Here is a 14,686-nt window from a genome sequence, read left to right as displayed (position 1 = left end):
CGTTGCCAAAAGTTTAGGCCAGAGCGAAGGGATTTTTACAGTGTACCGGCCAGCGCGGCGTCCCGGCCTTGAAGAAACCCGAATGGTATTGTGAACAGCGGGCTGGATCGCCATTTGCATGGCGCTTCCCAAGCCCAAAGCAAAGCTCCGAGCAAGAAGGCCAGCCTATCCATGCGGAAAAACCTGCTGTTCCCCCTGGGCGCGCTCACGGGAGCGTGTCTGACCCTTCTGGTAGCGAGCCCGCACGGCGGAGTATGGGCGGCACGGGCGGCGGCGCGCGCGGATGATGCCTATTCCCGGCTCAATTTGTTCGGCGAAGTGTTCGAGCGGGTGAAGGCGAGCTATGTCGAGAAGCCCGACAATTCCAAGCTGATCGAGGGCGCGATCACCGGCATGGTGACCTCGCTCGATCCGCATTCACGCTACATGAACGACAAGGCCTGGACCGAGATGCAGGAGACCACCTCCGGCGAGTTCGGCGGGCTCGGCATCGAGGTCACGATGGAGGAGGGCCTGGTGAAGGTCGTCTCGCCGATCGACGACACGCCGGCGTCCAAGGCCGGCATCATGTCCGGCGACCTCATCAGCAAGATCGACGGCGATGCCGTGCAGGGCATGACGCTGGAGCAGGCCGTCAACAAGATGAAGGGGCCAGTCGATACCCAGACCAAGCTCACCATCGTGCGCAAGGGTGCTGACGCCCCGCTCGACGTCGCGATCAAGCGCGAGATCATCCATGTGCGTCCGGTTCGCTTCCACGTCGAGAACGGCGACATCGGCTATATCCGCGTCACCTCGTTCAACGAGCAGACCACCGACGGCCTGAAGAAGGCGATCGCCTCGATCTCCAGGGACGTCCCGCCGGAGAAGCTCGTCGGCTATGTGATGGACCTGCGCAACAATCCGGGCGGATTGCTCGACCAGGCCGTCTCGGTGTCCAGCGCATTCCTGCAGCGCGGCGAGGTCGTCTCGACCCGCGGCCGCAATCCGGAAGAGACCCAGCGCTTCACCGCGCATGGTGGCGACCTCACCAAGGGCAAGCCGCTGGTCGTGCTGGTCAATGGCGGCTCGGCTTCGGCCTCGGAGATCGTGGCCGGCGCGCTGCATGACCACAAGCGCGCGACCATCATCGGCACGCGCTCGTTCGGCAAGGGCTCGGTGCAGACCATCATTCCGCTCGGCGCCGGCAACGGTGCACTGGCGCTGACCACCGCGCGCTACTACACGCCCTCGGGCCGTTCGATCCAGGCCCAGGGCATCGCGCCCGACATCGAGATCCTGCAGGACGTGCCGCCCGAGCTGAAGGGCCGGATGGACACCATGGCGGAATCCCAGATGCGCGGCCATCTGCAGAACGCCGACGGCAATGAGCAGACGGGATCGCAATCCTACGTCCCGCCGGAAGAGAAAGACGACAAGGCCCTCCACGCGGCCTACGACTTCCTGCACGGCGTGACCGCGAATGCGGTCGCCGCCAAGCCTGCGCCGAAGGCTGCGGTGCCGAACTAAGCCTTGCGATTCCAGATATCGCCCGGGAGCGGATGACCGCTCCCGGGCGAATTCGTTTTGGGACCCCGTCTCAGCTCGGGTTCATGGCCGCAAAGGTGGCCTCGTAGCGGCCGTCGCGTTCGGCCCAGCGGCGGGCGCGGTCGCGTTCGACCAGCACTTCGTCGCGGGGATGAACGCGCAGCTCCAGCAATTGCATGACCTCCGCGATGTAGGCATCGAGCGGCATTGCACGCGTATCGCTTGCCTGCTGCGCGCCGGTGAGCTCGGTCTGCACATAGGGCGGCGCGAGCTCCAGCACCTCGACCGGGATCTTGCGGAGCTGATGGCGCAACGACTGGAGCCAGGAATGCAGGAACGCCTTGCTGGCACAGTAGGCGGGGAAGTCGGCACGCGGCACGAAGGCGAGGTTCGAGCTGGTGGCGATGACCGTCGCGTTCGGCCGCCGTTTCAGGAGCGGCAGGAATGCCGCCGTCACACGCAGCGTGCCCAGAATGTTGGTCTGGACGATGGCTTCTGCGTCACCGGCGTCCCAGCCGTCCGCCGTCATGTCCTCCGGCCGCGAGATGCCGGCGTTGGCGATCAACACGTTGAGCTCGGGAAAGCGCGCACGCACTTCTGCTGACAAGCGCGGCAGGCTCGAGGGATCGTCAAGGTCGAGCGGCATGACGATCAGGCCGGGGCGTTCACCCGCAAGCTGGTCGAGCAGGGCCTGCCGTCGCCCGGTGGCGATGACGCGGTTGCCGCGGTCGTGGAAAGTTTCGGCCAGCGCGCGGCCGATGCCGCTGGTGGCGCCAGTGACGAGGATCGTGTTGCCAGTCATCTTCATGGTTGCTGCCTTTCAATGGAGGTGAAAGCCACGGCAACCCGGAAAATCCCGGCGGCGGGCAATCCGAGACAGCAAACGTCCAGACGCGGACGAGCCGCGCCGGAAGCGGCGTCTTGAACGGGTGAGTATCCGCAAGCAGGGAAAGTGATGGCATGACCGTGGCGTCTCGTGAATCGAGATCTCCCAGCTGGGACCCTCTCGACAGAGGACGCGTTGGATGACGGTAACGCCTACGGCAGCGGCGTCTTGCGCAGCTGCAAGCATGGACGTATCCGGGCCGGTCGCCATCGTCAAGCCGGAAGACCCCATGTCGCGTTGATGACGTCGTCCAGAGTCCAGGCGACGAATAGCTGCCGGAGAGAGGGAGAAGTTTCGACGTCCGGATTCAACCGGGATGCCTCGCGTTCATGGTCGAGAAAAATTCGATATTCAACCTAAAGTATATGAAGTATGATGCAATCTGAGGTTGGAGAAATGGCCTGATCTCCGGGGAGGCAAAAGCCATGAGCGCCACGCTGCGAGTACGTCGCTCGATCCAGGATCTGCAGGACGAGTTCGACAAGGGTAACAAGAAGCCTCTCGAGGACGTGATCCGCGCCTGGAAGGGCATCAAGGAATTGCCCCCCGACGATCCAAAATCCTTCTTCATGCTCGGCGGCTATCACGGAGAGCCGTTCCGTGGCGCAGGCTGGGGCAACTCGCAGTACTGGGGCGGCTACTGCAACCACGGCAATATTCTGTTCCCGACCTGGCACCGGGTCTATCTGCTGAAACTGGAAGACGCGCTACGGAGCATTCCTGGCTGCGCGGACGTTGCATTGCCATTCTGGGACGAGACCAGTGATGCCTCCGTGAACGCGGGCATTCCCAGCGTCCTCACGCAAAAGGACTTCGTGCTGGACGGCCAAACGATTCCCAACCCGTTGCGGTCGTTCGTGTTTCCGAGAGGTATCGTCGATCACCTCAGTCCGATCCCTGACGCCGATTACAGCAAGCCGCGGGGATACGAGACGGTGCGGTATCCCCTTTCGGGGCTGGTCGGGACCGAAGCGGACAGGGCGGCGACGGAGGCGCATAACGCAAAGTTTCCCAACGACGACGTCAATGTCGGACTTCTCAACGACAACATACGCAATTGGCTATCCGCGACCGTCATCGTCGATGGAAAGCCGATCGGAGGCGGGCACGTGAAGGACAAGTACATGGCTTGCCTGAATGCGCCGAACTACACCGTGTTCTCCAATACGACGTCAGCCGCGCAGTGGTTCGATGACAAGGGGCAACGCGTCGTTCCAATCGAAAGCCCGCACAATAGCATTCATCTTGCCGTCGGAGGCTTCGATCTCCCGAACATTTTCGACGCGTCTCCGATCGACGGGGCCAACGGTGACATGGGCGAGAACGACACCGCCGGTCTCGATCCGATCTTTTTCTTCCATCACTGCTTTGTCGATCGCGTATTCTGGCTGTGGCAGAAAAAGAACGGGTTCACCGACGAGTTCGAGATCATACCGGAATACCCCGGCACCAATTCCGTCGACAGCCAGGGGCCGACGCCGGGCACGGCTGCCAATTCGTGGCTGACGCTCGAGTCTCCGCTTGAACCCTTCAAGCTGACCGATGGGGGCAAGGAGCGTCCCTATACGTCGCGGGATTGCATCAACATCGAGAAGCAGCTGGGATACACCTATGGGCCCGGCTCGCTTGACCAGCCTGCCTCGCTCGCGGCCGCGTCCGGCGCCGCTGTCGCAGCCAGGACGATCAGCGTACGGGGCCTCAACCGTGCGCGCATCCGCGGGTCGTTCCTCATCAGTGCATTCGCAAACGTGGATGGAGAGAAGCGTCACATCGGGACTGAAGCAGTGCTGAGCCGCTGGCACGTCGATGGTTGCGCGAATTGCCAGACCCATATCGAGGGCAGGGCGGCCATCAGCACGCAATCGCTGGGCGAGGCGGCGGCCCGGATGACTGCCGATGACATCGAGGTTCAGGTGCGCACCCGCGATGGCTTGCTTGGCAGCGGCCCTCAGGTGCGCGCAATGGCATCGCTGACCGCAGCTCAGGGGAAGAAGCTCTTCAAGGTCGAACTGCGATAGCTCGTGCCCCATGACGTCGCCGGCATCGGGGCACTCGCCGCGATGCCGCAATCAGGAGGGATTGAACGATGCCGGATGTTTTTCCAGCAGTTGGTCACAAGTACCTGGTCGACTTCAGTTCAGCGAATGGTGCTCGTTTTCGTGTGCAGCTCGACTTCGCGTCGGAGACATCGCTCACCTACACCGGCGTCGACGCGAGCGGAAATCCGATCCCGAACAGTTCCGAGACAGTCCACATCGCGGTCGAGGCGATCCGCGACCAGCTCTTCCTCGTAACCTGGCAGGAGCGCGACGGCACCACCGTGGTGCATCTCGAAGACTACCGGATGAACACCATCATCACGAACATCACGCAACCCGGCAGCGGCGCCAAGTACCGCCCTGAGTTCTCAAAATTCCATGGAACGATGAGGCAGATCTCCTGATGGCGTTGTCGCGTCAGGAGTCATCGCGGCGGGGCGTTGTCATCGCGACACGTCCATGTCCGCAAGGAAGCAAGGTGACTGGGGTTTCGCCATGAAGCTTGGAATTCCGATCTATGAAGGCGTCAATCTGCTGGACGTCGCAGGCCCTCTCGAGATGTTCTATTGGGCGGGCCAGGACAACGATTTGCAGTCGACGCTGATCTCTCAGGATGGCTGTGCCGTGACGTCCATAAATGGCGTCCGCTTCGAAGCTCACGCGAGTTTCGCCCAGACCCCCGCGCTGGACATCCTCTGGGTCCCCGGCGGCGACCCCGCTGCTCTCCAGGGCATCATGAAAGACCCACAGTCTCCTTATCTGCAATATCTTCGCCAGATAGCCGCCGACGCGACATGGGTGTGCTCGGTTTGCGAGGGGGCGCTGTTGCTCGCGCGTGCGGGATTGCTGGACGGTCACGAGGCGACCACGCACTGGTACTTCACCGCGTGTCTCCAGAGCTTCCCTCGCATCAAGGTGGATACCACGCGCCAGCGCTTTGTGGTGTCCCGCAACGCCTCCGGCAATCGGTTGACGGGAGGTGGCATCTCCGCGGGCCTCGATGAGGCATTGAAGCTCATTTCCCTGCTGTTCGACGACAAGAGCGCCGAGGAAGTACAGGTCACGACTCAATATTTTCCGAAGCCGCCGGTGATGGGCGTCATTCCGGAGTCGCCGGGATGTCCGATCAAATGGGACTGAATGCCCGGCCGGGTCGCCTGGCACAACAGCGGGCGGCCGCAATCTGCGGCCAAAGCGGAGCGCGGCGGCCATGAATGTCCGGGAGATGATCAGGGAGTTGAGGCCGCCGGCTATGCCGGGGGACGATCGGTTCGGGAATCTGCACGTAACAAGCTAGCCTGCCTCGCGGCGGCGGCTTTCGCCGCCGTCGCGCCGGGCGAGGCGGCTGCGGTGCAGCGCGAACAGCTCCAGCACCTTGTCGGCAGGCTTTGCGGCGCTGAACAGATAGCCCTGCATCTCCGAGCAACCGAGCGTGCGGAGCAGGCGCTGCTGCTCCTCGGTCTCGACACCTTCGGCCGTGGTGGTCATGCGGCGGGCAGCCGCCAGATTGACGACGGCCTGCACGATGCTGGCGGAGCCGTCGGGGCCGGCGATGTCGTTGACGAAGCAGCGGTCGATCTTGATCTTGTCGAACGGGAAGCGGTGCAGATAGCTCAGCGAGGAGTAGCCGGTGCCGAAATCGTCGAGCGCGATCCGCACGCCGATGGCGCGGAGCTGGTGCAGGATCGCAAGCGCGGTGTCGTCGTCGCGGATCAGCACCGCTTCGGTGATCTCGAGCTCGAGCCGGCTCGCCGGCAAATTGGAAGCGGCGAGCGCCGCCATGATCTTCAGCGCCAGCGTGCCGCTCTTGAACTGCACCGGCGAGACGTTGACGGCGAGGCGGATGTCGTCGGGCCAGTTCGCGGCATCCCGGCAGGCGGTCGCGAGCACCCATTCGCCGATCTCGTTGATCAGGCCGGTGTCCTCGGCGATCGGGATGAATTCGGCGGGCGAGACCATGCCGCGCTCGGGATGGCGCCAGCGCACCAGCGCCTCGCAGCCGGTGATGCGGTCGTCCTTCAGGCCGAGGCAGGGCTGGTAGTAGACCTCGAGGCCGCCATGAGCGATGGCGTGGCGCAGATCGATCTCGAGCTGCCGCCGCTCGCGGACCTTGGCGTCCATCTCCGGCTCGAAGAAGCGATAGGTCCGGCGTCCCGCGGCCTTGGCGGCGTACATCGCCATATCCGCGTTCTTCAGGATCTGGTCCAGCACCGTGCCGTGTCCCGGCGCCAGCGCGATGCCGATGCTGGCGTCGGTGGTGAGGTGATGGCCCATGCAGTCGAACGGGGTGCGGATGGCCTCGAAGACCCGCGCGACGAGATCGCTGACCGCGTCCTGCGACGTCACCGCGCTCTGCACGATGGCGAATTCGTCGCCGCCGAGCCGCGCCACGAAGTCGGCCGGGCCTGCGCAGCGGCGCAGACTCTGTGCGATCGATTTCAACAGCTCGTCGCCGACGAGATGGCCGAGTGCGTCGTTGACGCCCTTGAACTCGTCGATGTCGATATAGTGCACCGCGACCTCCTCGCCGCCGGCGATGGCGGCGAGCTCTTTGCGCAGATGCTCGTGGAACATGGTGCGGTTGGGCAGGTCGGTCAGCGCATCATAGTGGGCGAGGTGGGTGATGCGCTCCTCGGTCCGACGGCGTTCGGTGATGTCTTCGTGGGTTGCCACCCAGCCGCCGTCCGCGAGCGGCTCGTTGAGGATGTGGATCGAGCGTCCGTCGGAGGTATCGACCACCATGGAGTTGCGCACATGGATGTCGCGCAGTACACGGACGACGTAGCCGTCGATGTCTCCGGCGAACGAGCCGGTCGCCTTGCGGTGGGCGATGATGTCGTGGAAGCTGGAGCCGGGCTTCACCACCTCGGCTGAGAGGCCGTACATCTCGATGTAGCGCTGGTTGCAGATCACGAGCCGCCGCTCGGCGTCGAACAGCAACAGGCCCTGCGTCATGTTGTTGACGGCGCGGTCGAGGCGCTGCTTCTCCAGCGTCAGCCGCTCGCGGGAGGCGCGATGCTGCTCCAGAAGCTTGCGCACGATCGCGATCAGCACGCCCGCAATGGCGAGCGCGGAGGCGCCTGCAACCGAGATCAGGATGCCGATCTGTTCGCGCCAGTCCGTCAGCGCCGCCGCGCGCGTCGTGGTGGCCATCATCAGGATCGGGAAGTGGGGCAGGGCGCGCGAGGAGATCAGCCGGTCGTCTCCGTCGACGGGGCTCATGAAGCGGCCGGCGAAGTGATCGAGCCCGAACACCCTCTGATGCTCGAACGGGCCGGTCTTGAAATTCCTGCCCATCAACTCGCTGGAATGGGGATAGCGGGCGAGCAGCGTGCCGTCGCGATGCAGCATCGAGATCGTCGCGCCTTCGCCTAGCACCACAGTTTCGAAGAATTTCTCGAAATTGGCAGGTTCGATACCGCGTCCGACCACGCCCATGAACTCGCCGTTCGGTCCCACGATCTTGCGCACGATCAGGATGGTCCAGGCGCCGGAGATGCGGCTGTGCAACGGCTCGATCAGCACGTCCGGCGAGTAGGGATCGTATTTGAAAGTGCGAAAATAGGCGCGATCGGCGACGTTCACTTTGGGGGCCGGCCACGTCGTCGACGAGTTGATCACATTGCCTTCGGCATCGATGATGTTGACGCCGCCCATGTAGGGCAGCGCCTCGATCTTCGCGCGCAGCATCCGGTGGACGTCCTGGCCGGAAAGGCGCTTGCGATAGTCCTCTGCGCTTGCGATGCCGGTTGCGCGGACGTGGTCGACGAAATCCTTCTGGATGACCGCGAAGTCCTGCAATTGCTGATCGAAATGATGGGCGAGCAGCAGCACGGTGTTTTCCAGCTCGCGGCCGGAGTTGCGCAGCGCGCGCTCGCGGAAGTTCTGCGCCATCAGAACCGAGCCGATGGCGATTGCCGCGATCAGCAGCGTGCCGCCCACCACCAGCCAGCGGATCGGTCCGCTGCGTACGAAGGCCTGGTCAAAGAGGCGACTGCCGAATCCCGTCATCACACTCGATCGTTGCCGTGCACACGTCAGGGTCAATTCCTGGCCCCGGAAACATCCGTTGGTTTACGGAAACGGTGTGGAGGCAAAGTTAGGAAGGGCGGTTAATGCAGGATGAATCGGCGCGTGCAATTGCAAGCGATGTACGGAGCGCAAGACGTGCAGGAATTGCCGCGGGCCCTCGCGCCGCCGGTCAATTCCTGCCGGCCGCCGCGATGATCAATCAAGGCTTAACCATCTAAGCTGTTGGCGATCCTCACGGCCGCATTGGCACACGAATTGCGAGCGTCTCCGCAACGACGCAGAAAAGGACGCTGGTTCATGTACAACGCTTTGAAGAATTTCCTCGCCGACGAGTCCGGCGCAACCGCCATCGAATACGGCCTGATCGCCGCAGGCATTGCGCTCGCCATCATCACCGTCATCAACGGCATGGGCAGCCGGCTCAACGCAAAATTCGGATCGATCAGCACGTCGCTGAAGTGACCGAGCGTGTTTCGGTTCGCGCCAGTGTCGCCACCACGATCAGCGCCGCGACGATGTTCGTAGCTGCGCTGATCAGGATCGGCAGCGTGTAGCTGTGATTGACGTCGTAGACAAAGCCGGCGGCGCTCGGTCCGATCAGCGTACCGAAGGCTACGCTGGTGTAGAGTATGCCGATGATGCCGCTGACGTTGCGGCCGCCGAAATAGTCCATCACCACGGCCGGCAGCACCGCGACCCAGCCGCCATAGAACACGCCATAGACGAAGGCGAACACCGCGAGTTGCCAGGCATGGGCCGACACCGCCCAGATCGCGAGCGCCGCCGCCATACCGGCAAACATCAGCAGCAGCGCCGAGGTTCGGCCCATGCGGTCGGCTAGTCCGCCGAGCAGGAACCGGCCGGCGGTGCTGCCGATGCCGATCACGCCGAGCAGCAGCACTGCGGCTGCGGGCGCCACGCCGTGGTCGCCGGCATAAGGGACGAGATGCACGAACGGTACGAACACGCCGAAGGAGCAGATCAGGCAGGCGACATAGAGCGCGATGAAATTGCGCGAGCGCACCGCTTCAGCGACGGACGCACCGTCTGCGCGACTTGAGCCCGTCACCAGCGGCGGATCGCCGTCGGGGCCGAGGCCGCGACGGTTTGGATCATTCTCGATGAGCAGCGCGAGGCCGCCGCCGATCGCCGCCGCCAGCAGGCCAAGTGCGATATAGGCGCCGCGCCAGCCCAACATCTCGATCAGGAGTGTCGCGAGCGGCGGCATCGCCAGCGTGCCGACGCCGATCCCACTGACCGCAAGGCCGGAGGCAAAGCCGCGCCGGCGCACGAACCAGCGCTGCACCGCGCCGATCGCCGGCACGTAGGCGCAGCCGACACCCACACCGACCCCAAGCCCATAGGCGAGATAGACCTCGACGAGATTGCGCGCAAAGCCGGCGGCGACGAGGCCAAAGCCGATAAGCAGCATGCCGGTCACCGCCAGCACGCGCGAGCCGAAACGATCGGCGAGCGGGCCGCTGACGATACCGAGGCCAAAATAGAGGAAGCCGGCGAGCGAAAACACCAGTGAGACGGAGCCGCGCGAGGCACCGAACTCGAGCTGCAGCGGCTTGAGGAACGCGCTGAAGGTGTAGGCGCAGCCGAATCCGACCAAGGTGACCGCGAACGCGCCGGCGACGACGAACCAGCCGTGGAAAATGCCCCGATGAGCCGGTGTGGATTGAACGGTCATTGTTGCCTCCGCGAGGTGAGGGAAGGATGACGACGATGCCAGGACGTCGCGCGCTGGAACGCCGCGCCGGCGCGAACGAGCATGGCCTCGTCGAGATGGGTGGCGACGAGTTGGAACCCGATCGGCAGTCCATCCTCCGATGCACCACCCGGCAGCGTAATCGTAGGATGACCGGTCATGTCGAACGGACAGGTGTAGCGCTGCAGCTTCGCGATCAGGTCCGGCTGCTCGCCGAGCGTCCGGATCATGGCGAGCGTCAAAGGCGGGAATGGGTGCACCGGGATCAGCAGCAGGTCGATGGTCTCGAACAGGGCGGCCACGCGGCCGCGCAGCGCTAGTCGCCTTAGCAGGATCTTCTGATAATCGAGCGCCGTGAGCGTGCGACCAGCCTCGATCACCGACGCGAGGATCGGCCCATACTCGTCCTTGCGCGCCGGATAGGTGACCTCGTGCGCGTTCGCAGCTTCTATCGCACAATTCGGCGCCCAGTCGGCGACTGCCTGGGTCACGTCAGGAAATCGGACATCGACGAAGACAGCGCCAAGTGCGCGAAAAACCTCGATAGCGTCTGCCAATACACGCTGTGTCGCAACGTCCACGTCGTCGCTGTTCCAGGCCGCGTCGACGCCGATCCGTAAGCCCCGCATGTCCTCTGCGGCCGCAGCAAGATAGTCGGGCACCGGCTCGAACAGCGACGTCGGATCGTTCGGGTCCTGTCCAGCGATCGCGCCGAGCAGCGCGCCAGCATCGGCCGCGCTGCGGCAGATCGATCCGACATGGTCGAGCGTCGTGGCCAGCTCGAACGTGCCGTGACGGCTGACGCGGCCCCAGCTTGGCTTCAGCCCGGTCAGACCGTTGGCGGCGGACGGCCAGCGGATCGAGCCGCCGGTGTCGGAGCCGAGCGAGCCGAAGCAAAGTCCGGCAGCTGTCGCGACTGCCGAGCCGCTGGATGAAATGCCCGGCCAGTAATCCGCATTCCACGGATTCTTCGGCGGCCTCACCAGGGGATGGTGATCGGAATAGGCGCCCTCGGTGAGCTGCACCTTGCCGAGCGTCACGGCACCTGCGTCCTTGAGGCGACGCACGACGGTCGCGTCTTCACCGGGACGGAAATCGCGATGAATCGTGCTGCCGGCCGCCGTCGGAATGCCTTTGGTCCAGAACAGATCCTTCAGCGCGATCGGCACACCATGCAGCGGACCCCGATACAGGCCATGTGCGATTTCGGCGTCCGCGGCTTTCGCCTCGGCGATGGCCGTTTCCGCCATCACGTGAACGTAACTGCCAAGTTCGCGGTCTATGGCATCGATGCGGTCGAGCTGTGCGCGGGTCACCTCCAGCGCAGACAATTCGCGCGCCTTGAGGCGTACGGCGAGTTCGGTGAGTTCGAGGTAGTGCAGGGCATCGGCCATGGCTCGCGTTCTCCACTCCAGTGATCGCAATGACGCTCTATTCCAGATGGATCGACACCAGTATAACTAATATACAGGTGTCTGTTGCTGTCAACGGGTAAATCTGTTTTACTGGTGTTTCAACGTTCCGGTGTTCCGATGTCGAAAGAGTCGCGCAAGTTCAAGGTTCCCGACGCGTTGGCGAACGTCTACGATTTCGCCAACACGCTCGATGTCCGCCATTTCATGCATTTCGGCTTGGAGCACCCGCAGAGCGACGAGCTCGCCGGGCCGAAGCAACTTGCGGACTGGATGCAGGAACGCGGCCTTGGTACTGAAGGCGGGCGGATCACGCCTGCGATGTTCGAGGCCGCGCTGGGGCTGCGGGAAGCGCTACGCGCCTATCTGCAATGCGAGCCGGTCGAGCGGCGCCGGAATCGGGATATTCTCGGTGCGCTTGATGGCGCACTCGCTTCGTTTCCATTGCGGGTCGAGGCGCGTCCGGGGCGTGGCGCGATATTATCGGCAGCGCGCGAAGATGCGCTCGCCGGTCTGTCGGCGGTCGCGATCGAGCTTCACGACGCAACGCTTCTCGGAACACTCGACCGGCTGAAGATGTGCGCTTCGGAGGAATGTCGCCGGGTGTTCTTCGACCGGTCGAAGCCGGCGACGCGGCGCTGGTGCATGTCCACGCTGTGCGGCAACCGGGTGAAGACGCGTGCTTATCGCGAGCGGCAGCGCGAAGCGAAGTAGGTCAGGCGCGATAGTGGCCCGACTTGCCGCCGCGCTTCTCGACGAGATGGATGCCCTCGATGCGCACGCCGCGTTCCACCGCCTTGATCATGTCGTAGATGGTGAGGCAGGCGACCGAGACGGCCGTGAGCGCCTCCATCTCGACGCCGGTCGGGCCCGTCACCTTCACGCTGGCGCGGACGAGGCAGCCCGGCAGTTTCGCGTCGGGCTCGATATCGACGGTGACCTTCGACAGGGCGAGGGGATGACAGAGCGGGATCAGCTCCGAGGTGCGCTTGGCGGCCATGATGCCGGCGATGCGCGCGGTACCGAGCACGTCGCCTTTCTTGGCGTTGCCCGAGACGATGAGATCAAGCGTCGCCTTGGTCATGACGACGCGGCCTTCGGCGATCGCGTGTCGTTCGGTCGCGGGCTTCTCCGACACGTCGACCATCCGCGCCTCGCCGGAGGCGCCGATATGGGTGAGGGCAGGGCCGGCCGTTCTTGAAGGCCTGGTCTTCGAGGGCTTGCGCGCCATGTCAGCGCGTACCCGTCGCGCGCGGCGCGTTCTCTCGCGCGAGCAGCGTACGGGTGGCCGCGGTCACGTCGGCCTGGCGCATCAGGCTCTCGCCGACCAGGAAGGTCGACATGCCGACGCGTTCGAGCCGGGCGAGATCGGCCGGCGTGAAGATGCCGCTTTCGCCGACCATCAGCCGTTCCGCAGGGATCAGCGGCGCCAGCGTTTCGCTGGTCGCCAGCGTGGTCTCGAAGGTGCGCAGGTTGCGGTTATTGACGCCGATCATCGGCGAACGCAGCTTCAGCGCGCGGTCGAGCTCGGCGCGGTCGTGGATTTCGATCAGCACGTCCATGCCGTAGGCGAGGGCGGCGTCTTCGAGATCCTTGGCAGTGGCATCGTCGAGCGCGGCCATGATGATCAGGATGCAGTCGGCGCCATGCGCGCGGGCTTCGGCCACCTGATAGGTGTCGAACATGAAATCCTTGCGCAGCACGGGTAGCGACGTCGCCTCGCGTGCCGCCACCATGAAGTCGAGATGGCCCTGGAACGATGGCGTGTCGGTCAGCACCGACAGACAGGCCGCGCCGCCGGCCTCATAGGCCCTGGCGAGAAGCGGCGGATCGAAATCGGCGCGGATCAGCCCCTTCGACGGCGAGGCTTTCTTGACCTCGGCAATCAGCGCGTAGTCGCCATTGGCGTGCTTGGCCTTGATCGCGCGCACGAAGCCGCGCGGTGCACCTTGCGCCTTGGCCTTGGCCTCGACGTCCGACAGCGGCAGCGCGCGCCTGGCGGCTGCGATTTCCTCGCGCTTGTAAGCTTCGATCTTGGTCAGGATGTCCGACATGGGGAAGCTCAGCCGTTCGAGACCGCGATCAGGTGTTTCAGCCGCGCGCCCGCGGCGCCGCTGTCGAGCGACTTCGCACCGATCGCAACGCCCTCTTTGAGGTCCTTGGCGCGGCCGGCCACGACCAGCGCAGCGGCGGCGTTGATCAGTGCGACGTCGCGATAGGGGCTCGGCTTGCCATCGAGCACGCTCTGCAAGGCGATCGCATTGGCGTCGGCGTCGCCGCCTTTGAGCGCGCCGGGCTCGCAGCGCGACAGGCCGGCGTCTTCCGGCGTCACCTCGAAATTCCGGATCTCGCCCTTGTGGAGCGCGGAGACGAAGGTCGGGCCGGTGAGAGTGATCTCATCGAGGCCGTCGGAGCCGTGCACGACCCAGGCGGATTCGGAGCCGAGGTTTTTGAGCACCTGCGCCAGCGGCTGCACCCATTGCCGCGAGAATACGCCGACCATCTGCCGCTTCACGCCGGCCGGATTCGACAGGGGACCGAGCAGATTGAAGATCGTGCGCGTTGCAAGCTCGACCCGGGTCGGGCCGACGTTCTTCATGGCGGGATGATGGGCGGGGGCAAACATGAAGCCGATACCGCATTCGCGCACGCAGAACCCGACCTGCTCAGGCCTGAGGTCGATCTTCACGCCGAGCGAGGCCAGCACGTCGGCCGCGCCCGAGCGCGACGACAGCGCGCGGTTGCCGTGCTTGGCCACCGGCACCCCGGCGCCCGAGACGATGAAGGAGGCGCAGGTCGAGACGTTGACCGAGCCGGAGCCGTCGCCGCCGGTGCCGACGATGTCGACGGCCTCAGGCGGTGCCGTCACGGTCAGCATCTTGGACCGCATCGCCGAGACCGCGCCGGTGATCTCGTCGACGGTCTCGCCGCGTACCCTCAGTGCCATCAGGAGGCCGCCCATCTGCGAGGGCGTGGCCTCGCCGGACATCATGGCGTCGAAGGCGGAAGCTGCTTCGTCACGCGACAGGCTGGCGCCGGTCGCCACTTTTCCAATGATCGATTTCAGGTCGTCCAT

Annotated in this window: 13 protein-coding genes; 6 read left to right on the top strand and 7 right to left on the bottom strand. The window is 64.5% G+C overall.

From position 1 onward, the window contains the following. Window positions 1-171: 171 nt before the first annotated feature. Window positions 172-1,509, top strand: a complete 1,338-nt coding sequence (locus tag NLM15_RS23805) for a S41 family peptidase (protein WP_254119894.1) — start codon at window positions 172-174, stop codon at window positions 1,507-1,509. A 70-nt stretch (window positions 1,510-1,579) separates the two neighbouring features. Here NLM15_RS23805 and NLM15_RS23800 read toward each other — a convergent pair whose 3' ends face one another. Then, a complete protein-coding gene (locus NLM15_RS23800) occupies window positions 1,580-2,335 on the bottom strand; it encodes an SDR family oxidoreductase (protein WP_254119893.1) in 756 nt (251 codons plus the stop codon). Between the two features lie 503 nt (window positions 2,336-2,838). Here NLM15_RS23800 and NLM15_RS23795 point away from each other — a divergent pair. The 3 genes from NLM15_RS23795 to NLM15_RS23785 all read left to right on the top strand — a co-directional run bounded on the left by NLM15_RS23795 (window position 2,839) and on the right by NLM15_RS23785 (window position 5,592). Then, the gene (locus tag NLM15_RS23795; protein WP_254119892.1) at window positions 2,839-4,431 is read left to right on the top strand and encodes a tyrosinase family protein; all 1,593 of its coding nucleotides are present in this window, start codon (window positions 2,839-2,841) and stop codon (window positions 4,429-4,431) included. 68 nt (window positions 4,432-4,499) lie between these two features. Continuing rightward, complete coding sequence (locus tag NLM15_RS23790) at window positions 4,500-4,856, top strand: hypothetical protein (protein ID WP_254119891.1); 357 nt, start codon at window positions 4,500-4,502, stop codon at window positions 4,854-4,856. Between the two features lie 55 nt (window positions 4,857-4,911). After that, complete coding sequence (locus tag NLM15_RS23785) at window positions 4,912-5,592, top strand: DJ-1/PfpI family protein (protein WP_254119890.1); 681 nt, start codon at window positions 4,912-4,914, stop codon at window positions 5,590-5,592. A 153-nt stretch (window positions 5,593-5,745) separates the two neighbouring features. Here NLM15_RS23785 and NLM15_RS23780 read toward each other — a convergent pair whose 3' ends face one another. Continuing rightward, entirely contained in the window at window positions 5,746-8,463 is a 2,718-nt protein-coding gene (locus NLM15_RS23780; RefSeq protein ID WP_254119889.1) for an EAL domain-containing protein, read from the bottom strand. A 318-nt stretch (window positions 8,464-8,781) separates the two neighbouring features. On the opposite strand from NLM15_RS23780, the gene NLM15_RS23775 reads away from it, so the two are divergent. Continuing rightward, the gene (locus tag NLM15_RS23775) at window positions 8,782-8,946 is read left to right on the top strand and encodes a Flp family type IVb pilin (RefSeq protein ID WP_254119888.1); all 165 of its coding nucleotides are present in this window, start codon (window positions 8,782-8,784) and stop codon (window positions 8,944-8,946) included. Here NLM15_RS23775 and NLM15_RS23770 read toward each other — a convergent pair. Continuing rightward, on the bottom strand, window positions 8,927-10,180 hold the full coding sequence (locus NLM15_RS23770) for an MFS transporter (RefSeq protein WP_254119887.1): 1,254 nt from the start codon (window positions 10,178-10,180) through the stop codon (window positions 8,927-8,929). The two genes, NLM15_RS23775 and NLM15_RS23770, sit on opposite strands and share 20 nt — an antisense overlap. Further along, entirely contained in the window at window positions 10,177-11,592 is a 1,416-nt protein-coding gene (locus NLM15_RS23765) for an amidase (RefSeq protein WP_254119886.1), read from the bottom strand. The genes NLM15_RS23770 and NLM15_RS23765 overlap by 4 nt, the downstream gene beginning before the upstream one ends. A gap of 138 nt (window positions 11,593-11,730) precedes the next feature. Here NLM15_RS23765 and NLM15_RS23760 point away from each other — a divergent pair, with 138 nt between their 5' ends. Beyond that, entirely contained in the window at window positions 11,731-12,324 is a 594-nt protein-coding gene (locus tag NLM15_RS23760) for a CGNR zinc finger domain-containing protein (RefSeq protein ID WP_254119885.1), read from the top strand. Between the two features lies 1 nt (window position 12,325). Here NLM15_RS23760 and moaC read toward each other — a convergent pair whose 3' ends face one another. The 3 genes from moaC to trpD are packed head-to-tail and all read right to left on the bottom strand — an operon-like array spanning window position 12,326 to window position 14,686. Further along, window positions 12,326-12,841: a cyclic pyranopterin monophosphate synthase MoaC gene (gene moaC / locus NLM15_RS23755; protein WP_254119884.1), complete on the bottom strand. Its 516-nt coding sequence runs from the start codon at window positions 12,839-12,841 to the stop codon at window positions 12,326-12,328. A gap of 1 nt (window position 12,842) precedes the next feature. After that, complete coding sequence (trpC, locus tag NLM15_RS23750) at window positions 12,843-13,664, bottom strand: indole-3-glycerol phosphate synthase TrpC (RefSeq protein ID WP_254119883.1); 822 nt, start codon at window positions 13,662-13,664, stop codon at window positions 12,843-12,845. Between the two features lie 8 nt (window positions 13,665-13,672). After that, entirely contained in the window at window positions 13,673-14,686 is a 1,014-nt protein-coding gene (gene trpD, locus NLM15_RS23745) for an anthranilate phosphoribosyltransferase (RefSeq protein WP_254119882.1), read from the bottom strand.

It is taken from the genome of Bradyrhizobium sp. CCGB20 (genome assembly GCF_024199855.1).
Classification (GTDB): Bacteria; Pseudomonadota; Alphaproteobacteria; order Rhizobiales; family Xanthobacteraceae; genus Bradyrhizobium.
Note: the sequence above shows the minus strand (reverse complement) of the source record. Positions and strands in the feature narration are given on the sequence as shown.